This is a genomic window from Corallococcus sp. NCSPR001, assembly GCF_017309135.1.
In the GTDB taxonomy this organism is placed as follows: Bacteria; Myxococcota; Myxococcia; order Myxococcales; family Myxococcaceae; genus Corallococcus.
In genome coordinates, this window is the sequence record NZ_JAFIMS010000002.1 from 5,992,829 (window position 1) to 6,018,686 (window position 25,858).

Here is a 25,858-nt window from a genome sequence, read left to right on the forward strand (position 1 = left end):
TTCAGGACGACAGGACATGACCATGGACAAGAAGATCATCGCGGTGGTGGGAGCAACGGGCGAAGAGGGAGGCAGCCTCGCGCGCGCCATCCTCGCGGACCCGCAGGGCGGCTTCACGGTGCGCGCGCTCACGCGCAAGCCAAACTCGGAGCTGGCGCGCCGGCTGGCGAGGCTGGGCGCGGAGGTCGTCGCGGCGGACGTGAGCGACGCGAAGAGCCTGAAGGCCGCGTTCGCCGGAGCGCACGGCGCCTTCTGCGTCACCAGCTACTGGGAGAAGCCCGACCCGGAGCGCGAGCTGGCGCAGGCGCGGACGATGGCGCACGCCGCGAAGGAGGCGGGCGTGGCGCACGTCGTCTGGTCCACCCAGGAGGACACCCGGCGCTTCATCCCTCCGGAAGACAACCGGATGCCCATGCTCAAGAAGCACTATCGCGTGCCGCAGTTCGACGTGAAGGGCGCGAGCGACGCGTACTTCAGCGGCCTGGACCTGCCGGTGACGTTCGTGCGCGGCTCGTTCTCGTGGGAGAACCTGCTGTCGTTCGGACTGGGCGGGAAGCGCAACGCGGACGGCACGTTCGACTTCGTGCTGCCCACGGAGGACCGGAAGCTGCCTGGCATCGCCACGGAGGACGTGGGCGGATGCGTCTACGGCCTCTTCCAGCGTGGGCCGGAGGCCTGGGCGGGACGGACGGTGGGGCTGGCCAGCGAGCACGTGACGGGCCCGGAGATTGCCCAGACGCTGAAGCAGGTGCTGGGACAGGAGGTGGTCTTCCACACCATCGAGCCGGAGGTCTACCGGACGTTCAATTTCCCCGGCGCGCCGGAGCTCGCGAACATGTTCCAGTTCATGCGGGACTTCTCTTCGGAGTACTGCGGCGCCAGGGACCCCGGGCTCACGCACGAGCTGAATCCCCAGGTGCAGACGCTGGCCCGGTGGGTTGAACGCAACAAGGCCCGCTTCGTGCGCGCGGCGTGATGGGTGCCAGGCCCTGCCTCCCGGTTTCGAGGGAGGCAGGGCGCCCTTCAGCCCGCGAGGACTTTCAGACCGAGATCTCCCGGCCGCCCCCACCCACCCCGGGAGGAGGCGGCGGAGGCCCCTTGTCCCAGCCATCCTTCCAGAAGAGCCCCATCGCGCCCTGGCAGCTGAGGAAGAACAGCGCGGGGGTGACGATCTGCTTGGGCAGGTACTTCACGAGCCCCTTGCCGAGGACCCAGCTGAAGGCCGAGCCGCCCACCAACTGCCCCACCTGCTGCTTCGTCCAATCGAGGGTGTTCTGCTGAGCCTCGGGAGGCAGCGCGTTCCAGATCGTCGTGACGATCGTCGGATCGACCTTCAGCCCCGTGGCGTACCGGAACCCGGCCTTCAGCGCCCGGGCCGTGAGCAGGTTGTGGTACTGGATGACCTGCTGCTGCTGGGGCCCCTGCAGGCCCAGCTGCCCGAGCGTGCGAAGCCCACCGACGAACAGCTGCGGGGGCTTGCTCGCGAGGCCGTAGTAGATGCCCCAGAAGAACGGATACTGCTTCTGTTTGTCGTCACCGCTCACGGTCTTGTCTCCTTGGATGTGGGAGAGGCCTCCCACGGAGAAGACGGTGAAGCCGTGCCGCGCGTGAAGCTCAGGGCTCGCGGAAGCCGCCGCGCACCCAGGCGTTGGCGGTGTCCCGGGTGAACTTGAAGTTCGGCGGCACGCGATGCTTCGCGACGGTCGCGCCCGCGTCGTCGATGGCGGAGAGCAGCGCGTGGGGATCGTACTCATCCGGCACGAGCTCGAGCCGGACCTCGTACCAAAGCCCCTCCCAGGCGATGGAGAGCTTCTTGGTCATGGCCTGGTCGCGCTGACGCGCGGAGCGATCCAGCACCTCCGACGCCGTCTTCACGAAGGTCGCGAACGCCGGCGCATCGAAGGGCTTGGGGTTCTTCTTGTCACGGCCCATCACCCACGGACTGATGAGGACAGGCTCGGGGATCCCCTGCTTGCGGATCTCCACGGCCCAGCCGTCGTCGTCCTCGTTCTTGATGACCCGGGCCGACCAGCCGTTCTTCCTCCAGAACGTGGGCTCCATGACCTCGGGTTCGGCCGGCGTGCTCTCGTTGCTCATGGGCGCTTCTCATAACTCCAGCCTCTGACGAAGTCCCCCTCCACGTGGCGGGGCCCGGGTCATTCGCTCAGGAACTCTTCAAGCGCCCGGGCGAGCGCCTTGGGGTCCACGGCATGCGTCTGTCCCTCCAGCGTCCGGTGGCGTGCGCCGGGGATGGCCCGCGCCAGGGTCTGGTTCGCTTCGCGCATCCAACCCGGGCTCGCGCCTCCGTCCATGACGAGCGTCGCCGCGCGGACGGCCGGCACCTGCTCCAGGCGCGAGGGGCCACGGGCGGTGATGAGCAGGTCGTAGCTCAGCGTGTGAGCGAGCTGCTCGAGCCCCGCCCACATCGGCGCCTTGCGCAGCTGCGCGACGGCTGGCGCGGGCATCTGCACCACCCTCGTGAGGAACAGCTCGACGGCCTCCGCGCGCCGGTGCCCCCGGGCGGCCTCATCCAGTTGCGTCGCGAGGACTTCGAAGGCCTGGGCCCGCTCCACATCGAGGATGACGGGAGGCTCATAGGCGACCAGCTTGGGAATCGGCAGTCCCCGCACCGCGGCGTCGAGGGCCAGCAGGCCCCCCGACGAGATGCCGAACACGGCGGCGGATCCGCCAGCGGCGGCGATGAGGGCCGCGAGGTCCTCCCCTTCCCGCTCGGGAGCATGGGGTGGTGTGTCCCCGCTGTCCCCACGGCCGCGCCGGTCATAGGAGAACACGGTGAAGCGATGGGCCAGCAGGGCCGCCAGCGGAGTTCCCGAGGACGCCGCGGTGCGGTCGCAGAACGCTCCGCCCACCAGGATGAGCGGCGGGCCCTTGCCGGTGGTTTCAAATGCGATGGACGTCCCATCGGCGGAAGTAACGGTGTGGATGCTCATGGCAGCTCCTTCAGGATGAGGCCGCGGGACGGTAGCCGTGCGTGCGGAAGGGCACGTCGAGCTCGCGACAGACTTCGGTCAGGACCTCGGGCGAGTGGTAGTAGTTCCGCAGCCGTGAGATGCGGTCGCCGTCCAGTTCGACACGCACGACGGAATGCACCTCGGCTCCCGACCACCAGAGGAAGAGCGACTCGCCGCGATGCGTGCGGAGCTCGCAACGCGGTGGCTCCACGAGCACATATCCGCCCTCGGGGCAGCCGAAGAGCGTGCCCTGGAGCGAGCCCTCCCGGACCGCCTGGGCTCCGGACTCGACCTTGAACCCCGGGTACTCCAGGGTCGCCGTATCGAGCAGGAGCGCCGTGAGACGATCGAGGTCCCGCGCGTTGAAGGCGTCGCAGAAGGCGTTGAGGACGGCGGGAGCCACCGGCGCGGGCGCATCCGTTTCGGGCGTCAGCAGCTTCGCCCGCCCCCGGTGCAGGGCGGCCTTGATGGCGCCGGCCGTGGTGGAGAGCGCCTCGGCGGTCTCCTCGAGTGACATCCCGAAGGCATCCTTGAGCACGACCGCGGCCCGCTCCTGCGGCGAGAGCTGTGAGAGCAGCGTCCCCGCGGCCTCACGCGTCGCGCGAGGCTCTGCGTGCGTCGCCGGCTCCGGGACCTCGACGCCATCGGAGGCCGGTATCTCTCGCGCCTGCCGCATCCGGTTGAGCCACAGGTTGCTCGCGACCCGGAAGAGCCACGCCCGCGGGCTGCGCGGCGGCTCCTCCATGACGGCGAGGCTCGCGAGTGCCCGGGCCATCGTCTCCTGGGCCATGTCCTCGGCATCCCAGGGGCTGCGCGTCAGATGCCGGCAGTACCGGTAGAGGTCCGGGCGGAGGGGTTCGTAGGTCTCCAGGAAACGGTACGGGGTGCTCATGCCGGAGAGACACGCGACGGGGAAAAAAGGATACGTCGGGCCAGCAGAGAAAAAGAGCCCTCGCCTCCCTGCCTGCCCCTACCCCTCAAGGCGTGCGCGTCAGGGGTGATTGCTAGGGTTGTCTCCATGGACGTGCGCAAGAAGCTGGAGATCCTCGCGGATGCCGCGAAGTACGACGCCTCGTGCTCGAGCAGCGGCGGAAAGCGGAAGGCGGACAAGGAGGGGCTCGGCAGCGTCGAGGGCATGGGCATCTGTCACAGCTACACGCCGGACGGACGGTGTGTGTCGCTGCTCAAGATCCTGCTCACCAACTTCTGCATCTACGACTGCCAGTACTGCATCAACCGCATCTCCAGTGACACCGCCCGGGCGCGCTTCACGCCCGCGGAGGTGGTGCGGCTCACGCTCGACTTCTACAAGCGCAACTACATCGAGGGCCTGTTCCTGAGCTCCGGCGTCATCAAGAGCCCGGACTACACGATGGAGCAGCTCATCGAGGTGGCGCGCACGCTGCGCGAGGAGCACGGCTTCCAGGGCTACATTCACCTCAAGGCGGTGCCGGGCGCGTCCCGGGAGCTCATCGACCAGGCGGGCCTGTACGCGGACCGGCTGAGCGCCAACATCGAGCTGCCCACGGACGGCGACCTGAAGAAGCTCGCGCCGGAGAAGAGCTTCGCGGTCACCGGTGGGACGATGAAGGAGATCTCCGCCCGCGTGGAGCAATCCAAAGCCGAGCGCCAGGAGAGCCCCAAGGCGCCGAAGTTCGCCCCCGCGGGCCAGAGCACGCAGATGATCGTCGGCGCCACGTCCACGCCGGACGCGGCCATCCTCGACACCGCGAACCGCCTCTACACGCGCTTCAAGCTCAAGCGCGTGTACTACTCGGGCTACAGCCCCATCCCGCTCGTCGACGCCCGCCTCCCCGCGAAGTCTCCGCCGCTCGTGCGCGAGCACCGGCTGTATCAGGCGGACTGGCTCCTGCGCTTCTACGGCTTTCGCGTGGACGAGCTCGCGCCGCCCGAACAGCCGGACCTGTCGCTGGAGCTGGACCCGAAGCTCGCGTGGGCGTTGCGCCGGAGGGAGCTGTTCCCCGTGGACGTGAACCGAGCCCCGCGCGAGTCCCTGCTGAGAGTGCCGGGAATGGGCGTGCGCACGGTGGACCGGCTCCTGCGCATCCGCCGCTGGCACCGCGTCACGCTCGCGGACCTGGGGCGGCTGCGCGTGCCGCTGGCGCGCATGAAGCCCTTCATCGTGACGGCGGACCACCGGCCCACGGGGATCATCGACTCCGCCCGGCTCACCGAGCGGGTGACGCCGCCCGCCACCCAGCTCTCGCTGTTCACCTCCGCGCGAGAAGCGCTCACCGGAGAGCTCTGATGCGGGTGGAGGTGGGGCCGGAGCTGGACTCGTTCCGGACCGCCGCGCGAGGCCTGCTCGCCCGGGGCGTGTCCCCGGATCAGGTGCTCTTCACCGAGGAGGGGCGCGGACAGGGTTCGCTGCTCGCGCCGGACGTGGTGCCCGCGAGTGATCCCATGGCGGCGCTGTCGGTGCCTCCGGCGTTCCTGGAGCTGGCGGAAGAAGTGGCGTACCACCGCGCGCCCGAGCGCTGGGGGCTGCTCTACCGGGTGCTGTGGCGGCTGACGCACGGGGAGCGCAAGCTGTTGGAGGTGGAGAGCGACGCGGACGTGTACCGCGTGCTCACGCTGGCCAAGGCCGTCAAGCGAGACGCGCACAAGATGAAGGCCTTCGTGCGCTTCCGGCGGGTGGAGCGTGACGGCGAGGAGTTCTTCATCGCGTGGCACCGGCCCGAGCACCTCATCGTGCGCCACGTGGCGCCCTTCTTCGCGAGGCGCTTCCCCTCCATGCGCTGGAGCATCCTCACGCCGGACGCGAGCGTGTCCTGGGACCTGGAGCAGCTCACGTATGGGCCGGGAGTGCCGCGCTCGCAAGCCCCCGAGGGAGATGCGCTGGAGGAGATGTGGGGGACGTACTACGCGTCGACCTTCAACCCGGCGCGGCTCAACGTACGGGCCATGCGAGCGGAGATGCCCAAGAAGCACTGGGCCACGCTGCCGGAGACCCGGCTCATTCCGGAGCTGGTGCGCCAGGCGCCCGCGCGCACCTCGCGCATGGTGAGCCCGAAGTTGGAGCTCTCCGAGTCAAGCCGCTTCCTCCCCGAGCACCGGGACCTCGCCTCGCTCGCGCAGGCCGCACAAGGCTGCCGGGCCTGTCCGCTGCATGAACGGGCCACGCGCACGGTGTTCGGAGAGGGGCCGGTGGGAGCACGGCTGATGCTCGTGGGCGAGCAACCGGGAGACATGGAGGACCGGGTGGGCAAGCCCTTTATCGGTCCGGCGGGCCAGCTGCTCGACCAGGTGCTCGCGCAGGTGGGCCTGGACCGCGAGCAGCTCTACGTCACCAACGCGGTGAAGCACTTCGGGTGGGAGGCGGGTGAGGAGAAGCAGCGCCTGCACGCGAAGCCCGGACGAAGCGAGGTGCTCGCGTGCAAGGCGTGGCTGGACGCGGAGGTGGCGCAGGTGAAGCCGAAGATGATCCTCTGCCTCGGGGCCACGGCGGCGCAGTCCTTCCTGGGGCTGGGCTTCCGCATCAACCTGAGCCGGGGACAGGTCTTCGAAACGCCGTGGGCGAAGGCGTGGATGGCGACCTTCCATCCCTCGGCGCTCCTGCGAATGCCAGACGAGCGGGCGCGGGCCCAGGCGCGCATCCACTTCGAGGAAGACCTGCGCCGGGCGGCCGACACGCTGCGCGCGCCCGGGTGAAGGCGCGGGTTCGATTCCCTCCGCCTCCACAAGAAGCAACCCACCGCCTTGAGCCGCGCCCCCTCCAGTCGAGGGGGCGCGGTTTGACTCCAGGGACCAAATCCGGTCAGTTGGGACCGAAATTGGACCAAACTGGAGTCTTTCTGCATGGGTAGCGGCAAGGTCTGGACAGGCAAATGGCAGGGCGGGCGCACGTTCACGGCGAAGGACGGCCGCCCGGTGTACGTGCTGCGCAAGATGGTCGCGGGCAAGACGTACACGGTCCACCTCGACGCCCGCAGCGAGACGGAAGCCGAAGCCGAGCTGGCCCTCTTCATGCGCGATCCCGAGGGCTACCGCACCAAGGGCGAAGCCCAGAAGCTCAAGCAAGAATCCGCCGTCTACCTGGACGCGCCGACCGTGGGTCGCTACCTGGACTTCATGCGGCGCGCGGGCACGACGAAGCGCTACGTGAGCAGCGTTGGCTTTTACTTGGCTGCGTGGGCGGAAGCGTTCTCGGGCCGCGACTTGCACACCGTCACCCTCCAGGACCTCCTACGCGAGTTGAACCGGCAGCCCACCGCGCGCAAGAACCGGGTGACGGCCCTCAAGGCGTTCTGCGCGTGGCTGCGCGAGGAAGAGGGCACGTTGACGGTGGCGGAGGACGCCACCATTTCCCTCAAGGTGCCCGTCAGCCGTCCCGAAAAGTCGGTGCGTGAAAAGGGCTACAGCATCGAAACCATTGAACGGCTCTACCGCGCTATCACCGGCTGGGAGTTCACTAACTTCGACCAGGAGGCCACGCGCCGGGTGACGGACGTTCAATGCGTGCGCGACGTGCTGTGCCTCCACGCTAAGACGGGGATGCACGGCACGGAGATTGAGCGGCTTGCCCAAGGCGAGGGCAAGATCACGGTGTTGAAAGAGCCGGGCGAAATCGCCGCAACCCTTCGGTTCGTCCACAAGAGCGGGCGTGTTCACGTCCAGAGCATCGACCGTCAAGCGCTCGCGGCAGCGCAACGGCTCCAGGCGCGCGGTGCTGCGCCTGTGGACAGCCACATCCGGCGCGTGGTGCGACGGGCCTGCAAGTCCCTGGGCATGGAGTTGGTGCGCTTTGGGGAACTACGGCACAGCTTTGTCACCTGGGCTTCTGAATGCGGCCAGGAAGTGCGGCCCAAATCGGGAGGGCTGCCGCTTGCTGCCATTGCCGCCGTGGTGGGGCACACGTCGCCCGCGACCACCAAGCGCTTCTACGAAAACGTTGCGGTGCCGCCCATGATCAAGGTGCCGCTCCGGCTGGAGCATCCCGAGGATCCGGCAGTGCTGCCGCTCAAGGCTGCCGCAGCATTCTGAGAATCGCGTCCCGTGTCTCCCGCCCGGTGGAAGTGCTCCGGGCGGGTTGCCGCTTGAGCTTGGGGGTTGGCTCGCGGCCGAAGCGCTCCTGGAGTGCTTCAATGCTCTCCATCGTCACCATGGCCGTTTTGCCCACCTTGGGGGCGCGGCTCAGCGCGCCAGCCTTGAGGAGTGCGAAGACCTGGGAGCGCCCACAGCCGAGAAGGGCCCTTGCCGCGTCCACGGTGACGGCGCGGGCGGCCTGGATAGGGGCCGCTTGGGTGATGCGAGCCTGAATCACACCCACGGCCTCCCGCAGCCTACGGAGTTCATGGTGGATCTCCCGCAGCAACGTGGATTCGGTGCCGCTGTCCATGGCGGGGGGATGCTGGGTGTTGCTGGTGTCCTCGTTTGTGTCCTTCATGGGTGCCGACCTGATGGCGTCTGGATGCCCCGTGGGGCGTCCTGGCGGTGTCCGTAGTGAGGAGTGCCGAGCGTCGGAGTTTTCTCCGTCCGAGGGCCCGCCTTCCAAGTGGAAGGCACCCCGCAGCCTCACTGCGTCCACTAATTTTCTCGCATAAGACAAACAATTGTCAAACACCTACCTCAAACACTGCTCTCCCCACATGGCGGGAGTTTCGCCGTATCGAGCATGTATTTTCGCACTCTAAAGGAGACAGTTTCGCGCCGGAGCTTCGCCGTTTGGAGCAAATCATTTCGCCATCTGCAATTGTGCCGCAGGAGGCGCGAAATGGTGATTTGTAATTGCGCCGCACGGCGCGAAACGTTTCGCGCCGTGCGGCGATGCAGCGGCGCAATTTCGCGCGTGCGTTACGGCGGGCGCGTCCTCCGGCTAGATGGCGCCGCGCGGCCCGTTTCGCGCCGTTTCCGGATTCGGAAACGCGCCCACGGGGATGGCGCGCTTTCCCCCGGCCCCACTCTGCTGCGTCTCAGTCGGACGGACCTCGCGGCGCGTAGGGGCGCACCTCCAGCCGTTGCCGGGGTTTCGCGCCGACCCGCGAGCAGCCGCGCCGCTGGCGTAACGAAACGCGCCGGCCGAGGGCGCGAATTGGCCCCGTGCGGCCCTGGTGTGTCGGGTGGGGGCATTTCGCCGCGTGAGCCGTCCCCACGCGCTGCGTTTCGCGCGCGGTGGAGGATTTCGCCAACGACTCGCCGGGGCGCGCGGGTGCCCTGCCGGATTTGCGCCGCTGGGCCTGACGCGGGCGATCCCTCCCCTCCATTTTCGCCCGCGTTCGTGATGATGCCGCCTGCTAGCCCGCTTGCCCGTCGGGGCAGATGCCGTGCCCCGTTCCATGACGCGCGGTTGCGCTCGGCGCGCTGTCGTTGGCGTTCGGTGTGGGGTGTTGGGGCTCCACGGGCTCCGAAATGGCGCGTTGCTTGGGGCTGGCTGCTGCACACCGGCTGGACTCCACTGCCTCCGAGGGGGGCCCCGGTGCGGCTGCTGGCCGATGCGTACCGGACGGACTCCACGTACCCCGAGGTGAGGCTCGGCGCGCGTGCTCGCCGCTGCTGCGCCTTGGCGTTCTCCACCGCCTCCGAGGTGAGGCTTGGCGCGCATGCTGGCCGCTGCGCACCGGCAAGACTCCACGCCCCATGGTGAGGCTCGGCACGCGTGCTCGCTACTGCGCACCGGGCGGACTCCACCGCCTCCGAGGTGAGGCTCGGCGCGCATGCTCGCCGCTGCTGCGCACCGGGTGGACTCCACTGCCTCCGAGGTGAGGCTCGGCGCGAAACGGCTCCACGGCCCCGAGCGGGTGCGGTGCTTGGGTGCTGGTGGCTGCACTCGGATTGGGTTCCATGGACCGAGGTGATGCTCGGGCGCGGCCGGTGCTGGCTGCCGCTGCGCCCTGGTAGCCTCCCGGGCCCGAGGTGGCGCGAGGCGCGAAAAGGCGCCATGCGCCCAAACGGGTGCGCGGCGCGAAACGGCTTCCCATCCCCGAGGGGACGGCGCGAAACGGCTCCCAGGACTCCGAGGGAGGCGGCGCTCGGGGCGGGTGGCTGCCGCGCACCGGCCGAATCCATAGCCCCCGGGGGGATGCTCGGCGCAATGGTTCTACGGTCCCGAGGTGGGGTGGTGCTCGGCGCGGGTGCTAGCTGCTGCGCACCGGCCGGGCTCCGCTCGCGCCGAGGGGGCTCGGCGCGAAACGGTTCCACGCGCCCCAAAGTTGCGTGGTCCTCGGGTACTGGTTCACGGCTGCGCACCGGCTGATTCCACGCGGCCTGAGGAAGTGCGCAGCGCGAATCTGTTCATCGCGGCATGACTCCAGGCGCGTAGCGCCTGGCCAAAGCACCGCACCCCCTTGGTGCGCAGGAGCGCCGAGTCTCACCACGGACGTGCGCCGCAGCACCCCGGCGCCGAGCCTCACCACGGACGGGGCGCAGCATCCCGGCGCCGAGCCTCACCACGGGGCCCGGGAGGCCGCCAGGGCGCAGCGGCAGCCAGCACCGGCCGCGCCGAGCGTCACCTCGGACGTATAGAGCGCGGCCGATGCGCGGCGACCGTATCCGCGCCGCGCCCCCCTCGGAGCTGTTTCGCGCCGCGCATCACCTCGGAGGCCGTGGCGCCCGGCCGGTGTGCTCACCTCGGGGCGGGTGGAGTCCGCCAGGGAGCAGCCCCCGCACGCCGCACCCCCTCCGGGGCGCATGGAGCGTAGCCGGTGCGCAGCGGTCAGCACTCGCACCACGCACCACGCCACCTCGGAACCGTGAATCCTTTTCGCGCCGAGCACCACCTCGGAGCCGGGGAGCCATTAGGCGTTGTGCCACCTCGGAGGCTATGGAGGGCAGCCGGTGCGTCGTGTCCAGCACCCGCGCCGAGTACCACCTCGGAGCCGTGAAGCCTTTTCACACCGTGCCACCTCGGGGTGCTTGAAGTGCGAGCGGTGTGCAGTCGCACTCGCGCGCCGAGCCTCACCACAGCCCGTGCGCCGCAGTGCCCCGGCGCCGAGCCTCACCACGGCCCGTGCGCCGCAGCACCCCAGCGCTGAGCCTCACTACGGACGTGCGCAACAGCACCCCGGCGCCGCCCCCTCAGGCGCATGGAGCCCGGCCCGTGCGCAGCAGCCCCCCAGCGCCGCCCCCCTCGGGACGGGTGGAGCGCGGCCGGTGTGCACAGTGACGATCAGCACCCGAACACCGCACCACCTCGGAGGCCATTGCTCCCGCCAGGGCACGGGGGCAGCCAGCAGCCTCACCGAGCACCACCTCCCCGGCCGGTGCGCAGGAGCGTGCAGCTATGGGTTTCCCACGGAGAGGGACGTTGCACCAAGCCTCGCCGGTTAGGACAACGGGAGCTACCAGCATGTATCTTCGCGCAGCCATGACCGACTACACTTGGAAGCCCATTGAAGACCTGAGCGAGCGCGAGCTGACTATCGACCTCGGGGACATCAAGCCTCTTTACGCAGCGTGGCAAGCAGCGCAGACGAAACTTAAAGCATCAAAGCCAGAGAGCCTCGCACGCTTCACTGAACGCCTCGTTCGCAGTATGAGCATCGAGACGGGAATCTTGGAGCGCCTCTACGATCTCGACCGGGGAACCACTGAAGCATTGGTTACCCATGGCTTCGCAGAAGACTTCGTTAGTCGTTCAAGCACCAACGTCGAGCCATCAAGGTTGATCGACATTCTGCGCGACCATGAAGCCGCCGTTCACGTGACGATGGACTGCATAGCGAAGGAGCGCCCTTTGACTCGCGGCGTCCTCCACGAACTCCATTCGATCCTGACCCGACACCAGAGCACGACAACGGCGGTTGACCAGCTCGGGAACAGAATGGAGATCCCTCTCATCAAGGGGGCGTTCAAGAGCCAACCGAACAACCCGAAGCGCACTGATGGCAGTGTCCACGAGTAATGCCCTCCGGTGCATGTCGAGTCGGAAGTCGACAGGATCCTCAAGGGGCTGACCGACCACCCCACCGCCGATCCGGTCGTTCTCGCGGCATGGGTCCACCATCGGTTCACGCAGGTTCACCCGTACCAGGATGGCAATGGAAGGGTTGCACGAGCCATCACCCTGCTCGTTCTCCTCCGTGGAGGGCTACTGCCGCTCGTCATCGACCGCGACCTTCGGACCGAGTACATCGCTTCGCTTGAAGATGCTGATCGCGGAGATCTCGGGCCTCTGGCGCGCCTTTTCGCTCGGCTCGAACGAGCAGCCATTCTTCAAGCATTGAGCATCGACGCCGACACAGAAATTGCTCGCGACAAGACGCTCACCTCGGCCGTCATCGAGAGCCTCGCTGCGAAGTTCAGCAAGCGGCGTGAGCAAAAGGACGCTGACCTTCGAACGGTGGATCGCATCGCGGTCGAGTTGCGCCAGCAAGCCCGGAAGGGCACAGAGCGGGCGCTCAATGCACTCAAAGGTCCGCTCAAAGACCTTGGGGAGCCTGAGATCCATTTGGTATCCGGCGGGCCCGAATTGAAAAACGCTCATTGGTACAAGTTCGAGGTCATCAAGTCGGGTGAGTCCTCGGGGAAATACATTAACTTTGGGGAAGCTCACTACTTCATCAAGGCGACGACGAAGGTGGAGACGCAGCGCCTAGTCTTCGTTGTATCCCTGCATCACGTTGGTCGCGAGTTGACGGGCGTGATGGAGGCGACGGCTTTCGCGAGGCTAGAGTCGTTCGAGGAACCCAACGACAAGGAGTACGTCTCGCAGCAGTTCTTCCCCTGCGCCTTGGAGCCGTTCGTGTTCACATGGAAGTCAAAGGCGATAGAGATCGCGGCATCCTTCGACAGGTGGCTCGACGCTGCGCTCGCAGTGGCCCTTCAGGAATACGGGAACCGGCTCTGAGCGCTTTCCGCTAACCGTAAGCGCGATGGCCCAGTTCTAAAGCGGCGAGCCTGGGCGCGGGGCTCCACGGGCCCGGCTTCACCTTGAGGAAGAACTTTGCCGCCGCAGGTGTCAGGCGGGAGGGACGCCCTGGGGGCGCACGCGCCCCCAGGGCCTGGGCGCCCTCCTCGCGCCACCTCAGATGCCACGCGTGCACTGTCCGGGCAGTTACACCCAGTATTTCCCCTACCGGTCGCACTCTGACCTTCAGCCTTCAACAGGATAGCTACGGCATGGAGCGCCACCCCCAGCCGCCGCAGCGGAGCCATCCTGTCAGGAAGCGCCGCTCCCGGCAGTCAGCCGCCCACCCTGCTAGAGCCTCTTGCGGCGTACGTTGCTCACCACCGCAGCAGCGTACCTCTGAACAGAATTACTTCGTCTGGCTTAGGGCATGGCCGCTGCCAGCACCCGCGCCGAGTGCCACCTCGGAGCCGTGAGGCCCTATCGCGCCGCGCCACCTCGGAGGCCGTGGATCGCGCCCGGTGCGCAACGGCCAACATCCTCGCCAAGGACCACCTCGGGACCGTGGAGCCCTTTCGCATCGCAGCACCTCGGGTCGGGCATCCTTTCGCGCCGAGGATCATCTCGGAGGCCGTGGAGCCTTTTCGCGCCGAGCATCCCCCCAGGGCCTTTTGCGTCGCGCACCCGTCCGGGCGCGTGGCGCCTTTTCTCGCCGCGCGCCACCTCGGACCCGGAAGTCCACAAGGGCGCAGCGGCAGCCAGCATCGGCCGCGCCGAGCGTCACCTCGGGCCATGGTGTCAGGGCACGGCGGCAGTCAGCACCAGCCGCGCCGAGCATCCCCTCGGACCGTGGCCCCCGGTCGGTGCCCAGTCGCCCGCTACGCTCCGAGCACCGCGCCACCTCTGGGCGCGTGGAACCCTTTCGCGCCGAGCGCCACCTCGGAGGCGGTGGAGCCCGGCCGGTGCGTTCCCCTCGGGGCCGGTGGAGTCCACCAGGGCGCCCCCCCTCCACTCCCCTTCGGGGCGCGTGGAGCACGGACGATGCGCAGCCGCCAGCACCCGCGCCGAGCCCCCCCTCAGGCCCGTGGAGCCCGGCCGGTGCGGCGGACCAGCACCCGCACCTAGAATCACCTCGGGACGGTGCAGTCCGGCCAGTGCGCAGCCGCCAGCATCCACGCCGAGCACCCCACGGGCCGTGGAGCCCCTTCGCACCGAGCCACCTCGGGGCGCGTGGAGCCCGCCAAGACGCAGCAGCCCCCCGCACCGAGCCGCCTTGGACCGTCACGGAAAGGGGGCCAATGACTCGCACCCGCCAGGCATCCGCCAGGCGCACCTTCAAACCCGGCCCCGACCCCTCACGTTGCCAGTGCCTGCATTGGGAGCGCTCTCGGGGGGAAATCGGTCTGTTAGGGTCAACGCATGAGGTTTCGTCCCTTGCCACAACTTCCCGGGCTTTTGGTGGTGCTCTTGTCCTTCGTGACGTGGACAGCGGCTGCGGATGACTCCTCCTCACCCAAGGCCCGGGTGAGGAGCGTTGCACTCACCGCGAAAGCCGAGGGCGTGCGCGTCTCCACCCGCATTCCCACCACGCTCACTTTCGACACGCCGATCAACGCGCAGGCCGTGAAGCTGGGCGATAAAGCGCCTGTTGAGATCCTGGGCGTTGGAGAACGCTCCGTCACCCTCCGGGCGCTGGAGGAATTGAGCGAAGCGGTGACGTTGCGCGTGCCGTTTCTCAACGAGTCCAGCCTGACGGCGCCCGTCTTTAAGCTCACCACGGCTGCCGACGTGGTGGACGCGCAAGTCATGGTGTTCCGCGACGCCAGCGCACCGGAGCTGATGCAGGCCCGGCTGGCCGCGTTGGAGGCCCGCTGCTCCGCCTGTGAGGCGGCACTCGCCGCGCAGCGCGAGCGCGGCAATGCCATGACCCCCTCCGGATGGATTCTCTCGGGGCAGGTGAGCCAATCCGGCCTCATAGTTAAACAACTCCGCACGCCGCCCGGCAGTGCAGCGGCGGGCATGAAGGTCGTGTCCGTCTACCGCTTCCAGGCGGGGGCGTGGGTGGTGCTCGCCGTGATGGTGGCGAACCGCTCCGGGCAACCCTGGAGTCCAGGCAAGGCATGGTTGGAAAATCCGTCCACCGGCCGCCGCGTGGAGGCACGCACGGTGGCCATGGTGCCGGACGTGCTGCCGCCCAACGGCACGGGCCGCGTGGCGGTGGAGTTGGATTGGAAGAAAGGGGAGTCCGGGCCGGACGGGGAAAACTTCCGGTTGGTGATACAGGAGGCGGCGGACGGCGCCCGGCCCCTGTCCATTCCGGGCGTGGTGCTTGAGGACGGGACTCCAACGCAGGAGAAGAGCGGACCATGACGACGGCGGAAGTCTTCAGCTACCTCAAGCCCGGCTCCCGCCTGGGGGCCTACCGCGTCCGCGAGTGGAAGGGCGGGGGCGCCTATGGCGACGTCTACCGGGGCGTGAAGGACGGCAAGCCCGTGGCCCTCAAGCTCTCCAAGCACCGGCAGCACAGCGCGGACCCTGGAAAGACGGATGAACGCCTGCTGCGCGAATTGGTGTGCCTCGTCCACGTGGACCACCCCCATATCGCCAAGGTGCAGGGCTGGGCGCGCACGCCGCAGGGACGTGGGTATCTGGTGCTGGAGTACGTGGACGGCTGGACGCTGGCGCACTGGCTCCAGGACGCGCGGCCCACCTTCCAGCAAGTGGTACGCCTCTTCGCGAAGCTGGCCCATGCCTTGGAGCACATGCACGGCCGGAGGGTGCGCCACAGAGACTTGTCGCTCTCCAACGTCATGGTGCGCAAGGTGGACGGCGAGCCCGTCCTCATCGACCTGGGCGCGGGGGAATACTCGGGAGCGCAGGAGTTGACGGATGCGCCTTTGCCCCCGGGCACCAACCGCTACCGCTCTCCGGAAGCGGCGCGCTTTTTCAAGGAGAATCAGAACAACCCCGACGCGCGTTACCCCTTCCCGCCCGAGGATGACCTCTACTCGCTGGCGGTGTGCCTCTATGACGCGCTGACCGATGCGGAGCCCGCGCGCGGCGGGTGGGAGGCGCGCAAGGCGCCCCGCATCGACGTGAACAGCCCCACGTGGGCGCCCCCGTCCGCACGCACCGCCAACCCTCGCGTGCCGGAGGTGTTGAGCGAGTGGGTGGAAAAGTGGATGGCACGCGACTTCGAGAAGCGGCTTCCCTCGCTGGCCTCCATGCGGGAGGCGCTAGAAGCGCTGGGGGCCCAGGATGGCGCGGAGTGGCTGGCCCCCGTGCAGGCGCCTCCGGAAGCGGGCTCCGATGTCCCAGAGGCCACGGGCCGCCCTCCAGGGAAGGCACGGCGGCGCGTGCTGGCGGGGGCCGTGGCCGCCGTCGTGCTCGGCGCCTTCGCCTTCGCCTTGCTGCGCGAAGCCCCCACGCGAGAAGCGCCTCCCGCCCCAGTCATGCCGGAGTCCTCCAGCGGCCCGCATGCGCAGGCCCCCCAGGCGCTCCCTTCACCGCCCGCACCGTCCGCCAGTGCAGTACCGTCCCCGTCCGAGGTGCCCCCCGCCGTGAAGGAAAGTCCCTCTGTGCTTGCCCCCACGAATCCGTCCTCGAATCCGCCCGCTGCGAAGCCGCCCATGAAGTCCGCGCCCGCTTTCAGCCGTGGATTCCTCAAGAAGTGCGCGGAGGCGGGGGCTTTGGCCGCCGCGCTGTTGGGCTGTCCCGCGCAGCCCATCAAGCCCACGCAGCAGAGTTGCCCCACGGAGTCAGTGAGGAGCATGAAGAGGCTCGGCCTATTTGACGGCATGAGTCCCAACATCCTTGTTGACGCGAAGCAGCCCGACTTGGAATCGCCCGACGAATGCGAGGCCTCTGGCCGCGTGTGGCGAGACGGTGAGTGCCTGACCCTGCTGGGCGATGGGAAGCTCGAATCCGAAATTCGGGAAACAATCGGCAGGTTGCCCGAGGGCTCGCGGCTCTACGGCCGAGTGTGGACGGAAGGGGAGACGGTGGTGGGCCGCTACACCCGGGCCCGTCTGCCCAATGGCGCAGAACACGAAGTCTGCGTGTCACTCTCGCTCAATGGGGGCTTGGACAAGCTGCCCGGCTCCAAGCCCGGTGCCGCGCTGGTGCGTCCGACAGACGGTGCGATCATCCTCGGAGGGGCGCAATAGGCTTTGAGCGCGGGGCGTAAAGGCGCGTTACAGAAGGGCGCCTGAAAAATGCCCCAATGGCTTCAACCACGGTGTTGCAATAATGCCGAGCCTTCAACCCGTGGCGTCCTTCTCTTTCGGGCCTACCTATCAGTAATTTCCTTCCTACATGGGCGCGGCGTCCGCGCCCGCGTGCCCACAAGGAGATTGCCCTGTGTCGTACTCTGGTACTTCCCTGTTTCCCGAAGGACTGGTGCTCTTTTCGCTCAAGGGTACCACTTACGAAATGCTGGAAGACCTGGGCCCCGGCCACCATGGCGAGCGCGTCCTATCAGCTCTCCAGCGCGTCAAGGACAAGGTGGTCCGCAGGGTCATCCTCAAAGCGCTGCCGCTGTCTGACTCCTCGGCCGCGTGGAAGGAGGCACGTAAGCGACTGGAGGAAGAGATCCAGTTAGCCACCTTCCTCCGACACCCGAACATCGCCTGCGTCCATGGGGCGCACAGAGCCAAGGGCACCCTGTTTGTCATTACGGAAGCTGTCTCCGGCTTCTCTCTGAATACACTCCTTGAAGTCGCGGCAGCGCGGGGGAGCTACTTCCCCGAAGCCTTCATGCTGTATGTCGGGGCCAAGATTGCGGGGGCCTTGGCGCATGCGCACACCTGCCGGAGCGCGAAGGGGGATCCGCTGAAAATCGTCCACCGGGCGATTGACCCGACACGCATCCGAGTGACCTTTGATGGACAGGTCAAATTGACTGACTTTGGCGTGGCATCCGCACGACTTCCCGGCCAGCGCACCACGCGTCGTCCCGGCACCCGGGGCGAAGTCTTTTGGGCTTCTCCGGAGGCATTGCTATGCCAGCCAGAGGACGCACGCTCGGACTTGTTCACGCTGGGAATTGTGCTGCTGGAGTTCGCCACCGGCAAGCACCTGCTCAGTGCCTACAACCTGCTGACAAAAGATTTATGGGTGCTGGTCCCGGAGGGGGAAACGGAGCCGCTGCGCAGTGCCGTCGCACGAATGAGGAACGCATGGGGCGGGGTGGACCCGGAGGAAACGATATTGCGTGCGGCCACCTTCACCCCGGCCGATGTAGAAGCGGCAACACAAACGCTTTCAGAGCCCACCCGGGCTGTCTTCCGCAAGCTGCTGCGGCGCAACCCGGTAGAACGGCATATGTCCGCGCTGACGCTGCAAGACGACTTGACGAAGGTGCTGCGCGCGCGAGGGAGCTACACCGCCAGGATGGCGGCGCAGGAGATTCAAGCGGCACTGCGAGGGGCTGGCCAAGCGATGGCCGAGGATGAGGAAGGCCCAAGGAGTCTGAGGCACCAGGACTTCATCACAACGGAACCAAGCCCGGCATGAGACTGCTTCTCAACGGCCAGTGCCATGGGGTGGGCGCCACGTTGCATTAAGAGGGTGTTGAGCAAGAGCGAGCAGGCAGGCTGCTTTCGAGAGGTCCTCACCACTCATGTGCCTATTCGTCCGCTATGGAGACTCATCGCATTGGGGTTGGCCGCTCGTCTCAACATCTTCTAAATCATTGAGCACATAAGCCTTAGCCATAAACTCTTCGCTGAATGCCCTCCAACCACATGACTCAAATTCTTTCTGGGAAATGATGTACACATTCTTGAGGCCATGGAGGCGACTTGCAGCGCGAAGATGTCTAAAGTAAGGCAAAAGGTAGGAAAACTGGGTGTCAGACCTAGGAGAGCTTGAGGAACTTCCGCAAAGAGAGAAGACGAGCACGCCATCCGTGGAGCTATCTGAAAAAAATTTATCTGCAAGACACATCTCGCCGACTCCTACCTTCCGGTCATTCGTGCTTGATGATTCAAACACACAAACGATCCTGCCTTGTGCGTCGGCGAACGAACGATCCGGACGGTACTCGTTTGGTCCAATGGCGCTGCCGTTGGAGTGGGAGTGGAGTGCCCAACCCTCCGGGAACGAGATTGGGGCCTGCTTGAAATTTGCGTCTGTCATGGCAAGGTCTAACTGTGGCTTACAGGGATGCGAGGATGCTAACGGATGCGGGACGAACTGACTAAGGAAGGCGCAGATACGTTTTGGTTCCTTACTAACTGGGAATTCGACTCTGGCCTGATCGGCCTAGCCGAGCACCAAGAGCGTTATAACATTCTTCAATGGCTGTCGATGCGGGATCCGAGTGCCGGCGGCGGTCAAGGCGACGATCCGCGCGGAGACTTGAGGGGATCCGCTGATTCATCACGACCAGAAGAGCAGGTTGAGCGCTCAGACTCGACGGCTGTCCGAGAAAAAGCCGCAGGCGCAGGGATACAGCAACCTGCCGCAGTCGCACGACAGTTAGATGCGAATCCACCCTTACAGCTCATCCCGCCTGAACTCAGTGAACGCTGGTGTTTCACGAAGAATGACGCCGATTTCTACCCATCGGTGCCGCACGGCCACCTAAACGACAAGACGAACCCGTGGCCCAAGCTCAACCCTTACTCGGGGCGTGCGTTCGCTGCGAAAGACAGTGAAGACAAAAGGCACCGGCTGGAGCGGCGGGAGATGATCGCGCTCTGGAATAGTCGTAGTTTCCGAAGTCACGCTCTGGACACCATTGTCTGGTATCAAGCGACCTACGCCTACCATAGGTTTCCTGTGGTAAATCCTCGGCGGCTACCACGCAAGCGTCGGCCGTAGCTTGCCGAGGAACGCGGGCTTCGGCCGACGCGCCCAGTTGGAACAGGGGAGGCTGCATATCGCGACATCCGCTCAGATCAACTGGCCTTCCTCCTCAGCCCCAAACAAGCACTGCATCTGAGTTTGTCTCCGAATATTTGGCGGCATACTTAGCGCGCCGGTGGGTCGTGCCGACACTCGCGGGTTGTGACATACCAGTGGGTGCCCGGGGCGGTCGGGTAGCAGGGGCTCGATTCGCCGCCACAGCTCATCCGGGACGCGTCAGCCGTCGTCCTTCTTCATTACACCATGGCTCCGTCCTCCTGCCCCTTCAACACAGCAGGCGGACGGCTTTTTTCCCTACCAAAAGGGACCCTTAGCTTACCCGTCCGACACTCGCGCGTTCTACCGGCCTCGCAGGCAAGCCCCGACATGCGAGGACTTCAGTGGCCCCACAAGCACGCCTAGATGCGTGAGGGCTCTGCGGGCCCGGCTTCACCCGTCCGACGTGCGCGCTCCTCGGGTGAACCTGAACGCACGCGCGCTCCACCAGCCCGGCTTCACCCGTCCGACACGGGCGCTCTTCACAGGCCCGGCGGCTGGGGCCGGGCCGCCGCGCGCAACGTGGGCAGCGCTGCGGCCCTGACTCGTGCCCCATTGGGAGATATTCCGGTGGATCCCTCAGGAGAACGGCCCTCAGGTTGCTTCCCCCCCGCCCACCAACGTGTGCTAACACGCCGCCCTCCTATGTGTGCCCCCACGACTACGCGGACGGTCTCAGAAGCCCGGCGAAGAGGCCGCTGCTACTCAGTTGCTCCCACGCCGCGCCCACCTTCCCAGAAGGCCGTAGGACGGGCGGCATATGTCCCTCTCCTGAGCGCCGCAAAAACCAAATGAAAAACCTCTTCTGCGACCGCGCACACCTGTCCAACGAAGCATCTGTAGAGCGTTTGTTCGTTGATCGTCTCTTGCAACACCTCGGTTACAAGGACGCTCAAATTCTACCCAAGACGTCCATCGAAGAACTTCCCATTGGAAAGGGCTCGAAGAGACTGCGCTACAAGCCGGACTACGTACTAGTGGTGGGACGTGCAGCGCGATGGGTGATAGATGCCAAGGCGCCCAGTGAAAACCTGGATAACTGGACTGAGCAATGCGCTAGCTACTGCCTTGCCATCAACAGCAGGCTCAAGCCAGGACAACCGCGTGCGCGCTACTTCATGCTTACGAACGGACTTGAGGCGCGCGTCCATGCGTGGGACGACGCCACACCGCGCTTAGTGCTCAACTTCGCGGACTTCATGCTGTTGAGCACGAAGCTTCAAGACCTTGAGGCGCTCCTCGGTGTTGATGCAGTGAAAGAGTGGGATTCAAAAAAAACAGACGGCGGCGCAGAGCGCATGATGAATCTCGCTCGCCCCACCTCGAACAGCATCAATGCGGTCTTTTCCGAGTGCAATAATTACATCTACAAGCATGACAATATCTCTCAGGCTGCTGCCTTCAATGAGTTCGTGAAGGTCATCTTTCTGAAGATCAAAGCGGACAAGGAGTTGCACAGGAAGTTTCCAGCTGAAATGAGGGCGGGAGAGCCTATTCCCGCGTCTGCGGTTACTTTCTCCGCCCAAGCGCTTGACCAGTTGGAGAGCCAGACCGACAACCCGCTTGACGTGCAGTTCCAGAAACTCCGTGAGGCGCTTGAGTTGGAGGTCGTGAAAGGCCATAAAAAGCGCATCTTCGATATTTCTGAACGCATCAACCTCCAGCCAGATACGGCGAAGGAAGTTGTGCGGCGCCTCCAGCACCTCGACCTTTTTGGTATCGATGAAGACCTTAATGGGCGCTTGTTTGAAGCGTTCCTCAGCGCAACGATGCGCGGTCGCGATCTCGGCCAGTACTTCACGCCTCGTAGCGTAGTGAAACTGATGACGCGCCTTGCGGATCCGAGGATTCACGCCGACCGCACTGACCGAGTGATTGATCCTTGCTGCGGTTCAGGCGGGTTCCTCATTGAAGCCATGGCTGCTTTGCAGCGCCAAGTTAACGAAAACATGGCACTCTCTGGATCCGAGCAGCAGAAACTTCACAAGTTTATTCGTGAGAAGGCGCTCTTCGGTGTCGATGTTGGTCGCGATCCCCCGGTCGCCCGCATCGCTCGCATCAATATGTACCTGCACGGCGATGGCGGAAGCCGGATCTACTTGGCTGATGCCCTCGACAAGAAGCTAGACCCTGCGAAGAGTCTGGCTCCGGAACTGTCTGCTGAGCTCTCCGAGCTTCGCAAGGTTTTCAGTGGCAAGGATGGTGAATTTGACATCGTTCTCACAAACCCTCCATTCTCGAAAGAGTACGATCCCAAGGTTCCGCGCGAACGGCGGATTTTGAAGGCTTTCGACGTAGCCAAGAACGCTGCGTCGGGCAACACGCTCAAGTCCAACGTTCTTTTCATTGAGCGCTATCGCGACCTCGTTCGTCCTGGCGGCAAGGTGCTTGCCATTGTGGATGACAGCCTCCTCGCAGGTGACTCATTTCGCGACGTGCGCAAGTTCATTCATGCCAATTTCATTGTGCGCGCGGTCGTTTCTCTGCCCGGCGATGCGTTTCAGCGCTCGGGAGCACGCGTAAAGACATCGGTGCTGTATCTCACCAAGCGCAAGTCGCCCAGTGACCAGCAGCCAGCCGTGTTCATGTACTACTGTCGAACTATCGGAGTAGACGACTCCGCACGCCAGCGTCCGACGCCAGATGACGCCGCAAGGCGCCAAGCTGCTGCGGATGAAGTTGAGGCAGTAATTGAGGCTTTCAAGCAGGCACAGTCCGGAGCAGACAAAAGACACCTCGTTGATGCAGCCCTGTTGGTGGACCGCCTTGATGTGAAGAACTACGTCGTCAAGAAGGGGCGGCGTGCGGCCGACTGGCAAAGTCGAGGCTTGGAGGTCGGGCCGCTTTCCCGTTGGGCTAGTCGTAGAAAAGAGGTGTGGGTTGGTGAAGATTCGGACGTGGTCCGTGCTCTGAAAGTGACCTACGACGGGCGTGCGGAGTTCGAAGAGAAGGAGCGCGACACCCTGAAGTATCGAGACTTGTACCTAGCTCGTGGAGGGGACATTGTCGTTTCCCACATCAACGCCGTTCATGGCGCGGCGTGCGTGATTCCGCCTGAGTTGGATGGGGCGGTGGTTTCCACCGAGTACACAGTTCTTACCCCTAACGAGAGCATAGATGCATACGCGCTTTGGGCCGTGCTACGCAGCCCCGAGGTGCGAGCGGATATGCTCGCGAGCACATCTGGACACGGACGTCACCGCATCGACTCCGATCTCTTCCTTGCACTGCAAGTACCCCGCCCGGCAGATGCCGTCATGACCAGCACGGCGAATGCATTCCGGCGCGCGCGCGAGCTAGAGGAGGAGGCCGAACGCCTTCGTGCTGAAGCTCAAGAAAAGCTTGAGGAGGAGACGGAGCTTACAAGCGATGAGGCCCACAACATCATCGCGGCATTCAAGCCGCCCCGCTGAGAAAGAACGCTCCGCGACCACCGCACTAGCACCAAGCACATCGGCGGTTTGAGAATGGCCCGGCCAAGCGCAATTAGCTGCTACGGCGCAGCGGGCGGGCTCTACGGCTCCGAGGTGGTCTCCTCGGCGCGAGCCCTGGCCGCTACCGCGCGCCGTCACGGCTGGCCCTGAGGTGACTTGGCAGCCCCCTGGCTGCCGCTGCGCACTGGGCAAACTCCACGGGCCCGCGAGGCCACTCGACGCGAACGAGCACCCTGGTTCGGAGTAGCGCGGCGCGTGTATGATCGCCAGCACTGCACACCGGCTGGGCGCTACGGCTCAGAGGTGGCGCGGTGCTCGGATCCTGTCTGGCGCTGCGCCCCGCCCGGTCTGGTACTTCCGCAGGGACCAAAAAAGAACCAAATCTAGTGGACGGGTCTGGACTCGCCCGGACAGGAAACCGCCCCCTTTCTCAGAGGGAAAACCGGGTGGGCGGCCCGCGGCCCGAGCAGGGACCAAATCCGCCCACGAGGCTTCGAATCCCGCCGCCTCCATCATTCCGCATCGGTCTGCCACCCGAGGTACGGGCAGGAGCCCCGGAGGACTCCTCCCGCCTGAGAGGCGTCTACAAGCAGGAATACCAGCCCGCCGAAGCCGTGGCGGACCGCGCGCCCGTGGCGTCAATCACATAGACGCGGGGATCGATGTCCTGCCACGGGGTTCCCGCCCCTGGCTCCGAGCAGGGGAAGGGATACTCCGACCCTCCTGTATGAAATGGAGCGTTGTACGTCTTCTTCGTGAGGTAGATGTAGATCCGTTCGCCCCAGTAATAAGTGTATGGAGGCACGCCGCCCGTCACTGAGCTTGAGCAGTTCACATCGTACGTGTCCTGAACGCAGGCAATCGTCACGACAGGGACGGAGAGCGAGGTGCGACCGGACGCGGCCTGCATATCGGCATCCTCGGGCGACGGCGATTCCGCGTCAGAAGGCGGCCCACCGCACGCAGTGAGCAGCGACCCTACGGACACCGTCAGCACGAACGAGCGAATCATCAAGACGGACTCCATGCATTGAGGGGAACGAATGCATGGCAACTCAACTCCAGACACCCGCTGGAATCAACGCGCAGCGCATCAACTCCAGCGTCAGCCCTCCGATTCTCAACAGACACGACTGGGTTCTCAAGAACCCAGTCACCCTCCCGCGCCGCCGTCCCCGACAGCCGCAGCGATGCACCCCGCCCCATCACGATGAAGTGAGTTCAGGGCGTCAACGAGTCACAGCGCGCGGATCTCTACATCCCGCGCACATCGTTCGCCGGCTCGACGCAGCCGACCTTCTCAATGGGCAGGGGTGCGTGGCGGTGGGTGCCGGGCTGAATGTCAGACGTGTGTCCTTTGCTCTCCTCGGAGGTATCACTCCCAGGGGGCGTGGATGCGAATGACGCGAAGTGGGGCTGTCTGGCTGTGGCTGCTGTTGCCGGTGGCCGCATGGGCCGAGGACGTCCCGGAGGTGCCAGCCGCGGAGGAGGAACGGCGCGCACGGGGCGACGCCTGGCGCAACCTGCTGCGCGTGGAGGTGACGACTTTGTCCTTCCTGCCGCACGCAGGCGTCGGCACGGACGAAGGCTTCCTCCAGGTGGAGCCGACCCTCATTCTCGACGGAGGCGCGGAACTCGGCCTCAACCTGGGCGCACCCGTGCGGTTGCGTCTCTGGGGTGGTGGAGGGGCCGCGGGCCTCGTGCGACGCGAGGACTGGGACAGTCTCTCGGATTGGGGGCAGCTCGTGCGCGGCCTCAAGCTGGGCTCGAACGACGCGCCCGTGGGCGTCTGGTTCGGCGCGCTGGAGTCCTACAGCCTGCTGTCCGCGCACCTCGTGCGGCGCTACTCCAACCGAAGCAACCCTGACTACCACCCAGCAGGAGGCTTCCTCACGGGTACGCTGGGACCCCTCTATACGCAGGCGTTCGCTTCGGACGTGCTGGGCGCGCGCCTCATGGGGGCCGAAGCCGCGCTGGACCTGGAGCACGTCCTCTTCGGCCAGCCCCGCGTGCAGGGCCGCTACACGCTGGCACTGTCGGCGGTGCATGACTGGGGAGAGGCCGGAGGTCGCGCGCCTCCGGTGACACTGGCGCATCTTGATTGCACCGCCGTGGTGGTCGTGCGGCCGGGCTTCGAGGCCCACGTGATAGCCGGTTGGGGCGGACGGCCCGGCGCGGGCGGCGCATGGGGGGCAGTGGTGGGCGCGGGCGCGGATGCGGTGACACCCATGCTGGACATGCGTCTGCGATTGGAGCTGCGTCGGCAGCACGGCGGCTTCCGCCAGGGATACTTCGGCCCGGACTATGAGCTGGCGCGCTTCAAGGCGGCGGGGCCGGAGGGAGTGCCACTTGCGGATGCCTTCTTCCCGGACGGGTATTCGGCCTATGGCGAGGCGGAGGTGGGCTGGGATGCGGTCCGCTATGGCGGCCACTTCAAGCACCTGAAGGTGTCGCTGGGCGCGGAAGCCTTCTCGTGGGGCCGCTTTGACGTGGATGGGCGCGTGGCGATGCAGCTCTTCGCGCGCAGCCTGGAAGTGGCGTTGAAGGGGCTGGGCGTGGGCATGGGGCAGCCCGGTGCGCGCTACCTTGGGTCCGCCGAAGTCCGCTGGCGCTTCCAGGGTGGGAAGTTCTACGCGATGGGGACGGGCGGCACGATGCTCTTCCCCACGCCGGAGGGGACGCCGCGGCCGGGGGCATTCGCCTCCGTGGGCCTGGGGGTGGACAGTGCGCGCTGATGCCCT

The 25,858-nt window shown here is 66.0% G+C and carries 18 protein-coding genes and 1 pseudogene; 12 read left to right on the forward strand and 7 right to left on the reverse strand.

Features of this window, described 5'->3' with window-relative positions; genetic code table 11:
• The first annotated feature begins 16 nt into the window (after nucleotides 1–16).
• Entirely contained in the window at nucleotides 17–976 is a 960-nt protein-coding gene (locus JYJ93_RS25900; protein ID WP_206795859.1) for an NmrA/HSCARG family protein, read from the forward strand.
• A gap of 64 nt (nucleotides 977–1,040) precedes the next feature.
• On the opposite strand, the gene JYJ93_RS25905 is transcribed toward JYJ93_RS25900, so the two are convergent.
• The 4 genes from JYJ93_RS25905 to JYJ93_RS25920 all read right to left on the reverse strand — a co-directional run bounded on the left by JYJ93_RS25905 (nucleotide 1,041) and on the right by JYJ93_RS25920 (nucleotide 3,864).
• Nucleotides 1,041–1,544: a hypothetical protein gene (locus tag JYJ93_RS25905; protein ID WP_206795861.1), complete on the reverse strand. Its 504-nt coding sequence runs from the start codon at nucleotides 1,542–1,544 to the stop codon at nucleotides 1,041–1,043.
• A gap of 70 nt (nucleotides 1,545–1,614) precedes the next feature.
• Nucleotides 1,615–2,097 (reverse strand): hypothetical protein, encoded by a 483-nt coding sequence (locus JYJ93_RS25910; RefSeq protein ID WP_206795863.1) that lies wholly within the window; start codon nucleotides 2,095–2,097, stop codon nucleotides 1,615–1,617.
• 59 nt (nucleotides 2,098–2,156) lie between these two features.
• Nucleotides 2,157–2,951: an alpha/beta hydrolase gene (locus JYJ93_RS25915; protein WP_206795865.1), complete on the reverse strand. Its 795-nt coding sequence runs from the start codon at nucleotides 2,949–2,951 to the stop codon at nucleotides 2,157–2,159.
• A 10-nt stretch (nucleotides 2,952–2,961) separates the two neighbouring features.
• Nucleotides 2,962–3,864, reverse strand: a complete 903-nt coding sequence (locus JYJ93_RS25920) for an RNA polymerase sigma factor (RefSeq protein WP_206795867.1) — start codon at nucleotides 3,862–3,864, stop codon at nucleotides 2,962–2,964.
• Between the two features lie 126 nt (nucleotides 3,865–3,990).
• Here JYJ93_RS25920 and JYJ93_RS25925 point away from each other — a divergent pair, with 126 nt between their 5' ends.
• From JYJ93_RS25925 to JYJ93_RS25935, 3 genes are all read left to right on the forward strand, one after another.
• Nucleotides 3,991–5,241, forward strand: a complete 1,251-nt coding sequence (locus JYJ93_RS25925; RefSeq protein ID WP_206795870.1) for a putative DNA modification/repair radical SAM protein — start codon at nucleotides 3,991–3,993, stop codon at nucleotides 5,239–5,241.
• Nucleotides 5,241–6,644, forward strand: coding sequence for a UdgX family uracil-DNA binding protein (locus JYJ93_RS25930; RefSeq protein WP_206795879.1), 1,404 nt, complete (start codon nucleotides 5,241–5,243; stop codon nucleotides 6,642–6,644). Before JYJ93_RS25925 ends, JYJ93_RS25930 begins: the two co-directional genes overlap by 1 nt.
• A 147-nt stretch (nucleotides 6,645–6,791) precedes the next feature.
• Entirely contained in the window at nucleotides 6,792–7,976 is a 1,185-nt protein-coding gene (locus JYJ93_RS25935; protein WP_206795881.1) for a site-specific integrase, read from the forward strand.
• On the opposite strand, the gene JYJ93_RS25940 is transcribed toward JYJ93_RS25935, so the two are convergent.
• Nucleotides 7,954–8,379 (reverse strand): hypothetical protein, encoded by a 426-nt coding sequence (locus JYJ93_RS25940; RefSeq protein ID WP_206795883.1) that lies wholly within the window; start codon nucleotides 8,377–8,379, stop codon nucleotides 7,954–7,956. The genes JYJ93_RS25935 and JYJ93_RS25940 overlap by 23 nt on opposite strands.
• Nucleotides 8,380–11,277: 2,898 nt before the next feature.
• Between JYJ93_RS25940 and JYJ93_RS25945 the strand changes: the two genes are divergently transcribed.
• From JYJ93_RS25945 to JYJ93_RS25975, 6 genes are all read left to right on the forward strand, one after another.
• The gene (locus tag JYJ93_RS25945) at nucleotides 11,278–11,832 is read left to right on the forward strand and encodes a hypothetical protein (protein ID WP_206795885.1); all 555 of its coding nucleotides are present in this window, start codon (nucleotides 11,278–11,280) and stop codon (nucleotides 11,830–11,832) included.
• Between the two features lie 9 nt (nucleotides 11,833–11,841).
• Nucleotides 11,842–12,777 (forward strand): Fic family protein, encoded by a 936-nt coding sequence (locus JYJ93_RS25950; RefSeq protein WP_206795887.1) that lies wholly within the window; start codon nucleotides 11,842–11,844, stop codon nucleotides 12,775–12,777.
• A 1,419-nt stretch (nucleotides 12,778–14,196) separates the two neighbouring features.
• A complete protein-coding gene (locus JYJ93_RS25960; RefSeq protein ID WP_242543931.1) occupies nucleotides 14,197–15,147 on the forward strand; it encodes a DUF2381 family protein in 951 nt (316 codons plus the stop codon).
• Complete coding sequence (locus JYJ93_RS25965) at nucleotides 15,144–16,943, forward strand: serine/threonine-protein kinase (RefSeq protein ID WP_206795899.1); 1,800 nt, start codon at nucleotides 15,144–15,146, stop codon at nucleotides 16,941–16,943. Before JYJ93_RS25960 ends, JYJ93_RS25965 begins: the two co-directional genes overlap by 4 nt.
• 193 nt (nucleotides 16,944–17,136) lie before the next feature.
• Nucleotides 17,137–18,291 carry a protein kinase gene (locus JYJ93_RS25970; RefSeq protein ID WP_206795908.1) on the forward strand — a complete coding sequence of 385 codons (1,155 nt, stop codon included), beginning with the start codon at nucleotides 17,137–17,139 and terminating at the stop codon, nucleotides 18,289–18,291.
• A gap of 669 nt (nucleotides 18,292–18,960) precedes the next feature.
• On the forward strand, nucleotides 18,961–19,602 hold the full coding sequence (locus JYJ93_RS25975; protein ID WP_206795916.1) for a hypothetical protein: 642 nt from the start codon (nucleotides 18,961–18,963) through the stop codon (nucleotides 19,600–19,602).
• Between the two features lie 174 nt (nucleotides 19,603–19,776).
• Here JYJ93_RS25975 and JYJ93_RS40280 read toward each other — a convergent pair.
• Nucleotides 19,777–19,884: pseudogene (locus tag JYJ93_RS40280) on the reverse strand (IS5/IS1182 family transposase); the annotation flags it as partial.
• A 590-nt stretch (nucleotides 19,885–20,474) separates the two neighbouring features.
• On the opposite strand from JYJ93_RS40280, the gene JYJ93_RS25980 reads away from it, so the two are divergent.
• Entirely contained in the window at nucleotides 20,475–23,096 is a 2,622-nt protein-coding gene (locus tag JYJ93_RS25980; protein ID WP_206795924.1) for an N-6 DNA methylase, read from the forward strand.
• 604 nt (nucleotides 23,097–23,700) lie between these two features.
• Here the strand turns inward: JYJ93_RS25980 and JYJ93_RS25985 are convergent.
• Nucleotides 23,701–24,129 (reverse strand): hypothetical protein, encoded by a 429-nt coding sequence (locus tag JYJ93_RS25985; protein WP_206795934.1) that lies wholly within the window; start codon nucleotides 24,127–24,129, stop codon nucleotides 23,701–23,703.
• A 382-nt stretch (nucleotides 24,130–24,511) separates the two neighbouring features.
• Here JYJ93_RS25985 and JYJ93_RS25990 point away from each other — a divergent pair, with 382 nt between their 5' ends.
• Nucleotides 24,512–25,852, forward strand: coding sequence for a hypothetical protein (locus JYJ93_RS25990; protein ID WP_206795943.1), 1,341 nt, complete (start codon nucleotides 24,512–24,514; stop codon nucleotides 25,850–25,852).
• Nucleotides 25,853–25,858 lie beyond the last annotated feature (6 nt).

Bases quoted from the DNA above. Each gene is read 5' to 3' on its own strand.
- JYJ93_RS25965 (WP_206795899.1), top strand. From the start codon at position 15,144: ATGACGACGGCGGAAGTCTTCAGCTACCTCAAGCCCGGCTCCCGCCTG.
- JYJ93_RS25980 (WP_206795924.1), top strand. From the start codon at position 20,475: ATGAAAAACCTCTTCTGCGACCGCGCACACCTGTCCAACGAAGCATCT.
- JYJ93_RS25915 (WP_206795865.1), bottom strand. From the start codon at position 2,951: ATGAGCATCCACACCGTTACTTCCGCCGATGGGACGTCCATCGCATTT.
- JYJ93_RS25985 (WP_206795934.1), bottom strand. From the start codon at position 24,129: ATGATTCGCTCGTTCGTGCTGACGGTGTCCGTAGGGTCGCTGCTCACT.
- JYJ93_RS25900 (WP_206795859.1), top strand. From the start codon at position 17: ATGACCATGGACAAGAAGATCATCGCGGTGGTGGGAGCAACGGGCGAA.
- JYJ93_RS25910 (WP_206795863.1), bottom strand. From the start codon at position 2,097: ATGAGCAACGAGAGCACGCCGGCCGAACCCGAGGTCATGGAGCCCACG.
- JYJ93_RS25975 (WP_206795916.1), top strand. From the start codon at position 18,961: ATGCGGGACGAACTGACTAAGGAAGGCGCAGATACGTTTTGGTTCCTT.
- JYJ93_RS25925 (WP_206795870.1), top strand. From the start codon at position 3,991: ATGGACGTGCGCAAGAAGCTGGAGATCCTCGCGGATGCCGCGAAGTAC.
- JYJ93_RS25945 (WP_206795885.1), top strand. From the start codon at position 11,278: ATGTATCTTCGCGCAGCCATGACCGACTACACTTGGAAGCCCATTGAA.
- JYJ93_RS25930 (WP_206795879.1), top strand. From the start codon at position 5,241: ATGCGGGTGGAGGTGGGGCCGGAGCTGGACTCGTTCCGGACCGCCGCG.
- JYJ93_RS25990 (WP_206795943.1), top strand. From the start codon at position 24,512: ATGCGAATGACGCGAAGTGGGGCTGTCTGGCTGTGGCTGCTGTTGCCG.
- JYJ93_RS25920 (WP_206795867.1), bottom strand. From the start codon at position 3,864: ATGAGCACCCCGTACCGTTTCCTGGAGACCTACGAACCCCTCCGCCCG.
- JYJ93_RS25960 (WP_242543931.1), top strand. From the start codon at position 14,197: ATGAGGTTTCGTCCCTTGCCACAACTTCCCGGGCTTTTGGTGGTGCTC.
- JYJ93_RS25935 (WP_206795881.1), top strand. From the start codon at position 6,792: ATGGGTAGCGGCAAGGTCTGGACAGGCAAATGGCAGGGCGGGCGCACG.
- JYJ93_RS25940 (WP_206795883.1), bottom strand. From the start codon at position 8,379: ATGAAGGACACAAACGAGGACACCAGCAACACCCAGCATCCCCCCGCC.